This window comes from Bacillus sp. LR--39, assembly GCF_053613335.1.
Genome location: NZ_JBSIOT010000911.1, coordinates 1 through 699, shown reverse-complemented (window position 1 = coordinate 699; position 699 = coordinate 1). Strand labels below are relative to the sequence as shown.

Here is a 699-nt window from a genome sequence, read left to right as displayed (position 1 = left end):
TCGTTCGTATTCTCTGTCTTCCTCATTGGTCTTTCCTCTTCATATCAATGACGAATTTATAGCGGTCGCCTCTGTAAACGGATTTGACCACTTCAAACGGTCTGCCGTCGTCCAAATAGCTCAAGCGTTCAATGAGCAGGACTGGTGCGCCTTCCTCTATGTCGAGAGGCTCGCTCTCTGCCTGAGAGGCAATCGCCGGTTCTAGTGTTTGCGCGGCCCGGTCGATCGTAAGGGAGAGCGTATTTTCGACATAGTCGTACAAAGATGCGCTCATAATGTCTTCGGTCAGGCCGTTAATGAAGTCGGCGGGCAAATAGGAGATTTCATAAGCCATCGGGATGTCATCGGCGAGGCGGATCCGTTTGACTTCATAGACGGAAGCCCCTTCACGTATCTCCAGTTTGCGCGCTGTGCTCTGGTCGCACGGGATGACGCCGAAGCCGAGCATTTTCGTGCCGGGCCTCATGCCCCTTGATTTCATGTCCTCGGAAAAGCTTGTCAATCCTTTGAGAGGCTGCTCAATTTTTGGCTCGGCAATAAATGTCCCTTTTCCCCGCTGCCGGACGAGAATGCCTTCATTGACGAGATTGTTAACCGCCTGTCGAACGGTCATCCTGCTCACCTCATATTTTTCTGCGAACTCTCTTTCAGAAGGAATGAGGTCGCCGGGTTTCAAATCTTTTGTTTCGGCAAGGTTTT

The 699-nt window shown here is 51.2% G+C and carries 1 protein-coding gene; it reads right to left on the bottom strand.

Translation table 11 applies throughout. The features are described 5' to 3' along the window. Positions 1-22 precede the first annotated feature (22 nt). Positions 23-699, bottom strand: a 677-nt coding sequence (locus ACWHAR_RS27415; RefSeq protein WP_452088475.1) for a GntR family transcriptional regulator, incomplete at its 5' end; no start/stop codon positions are given.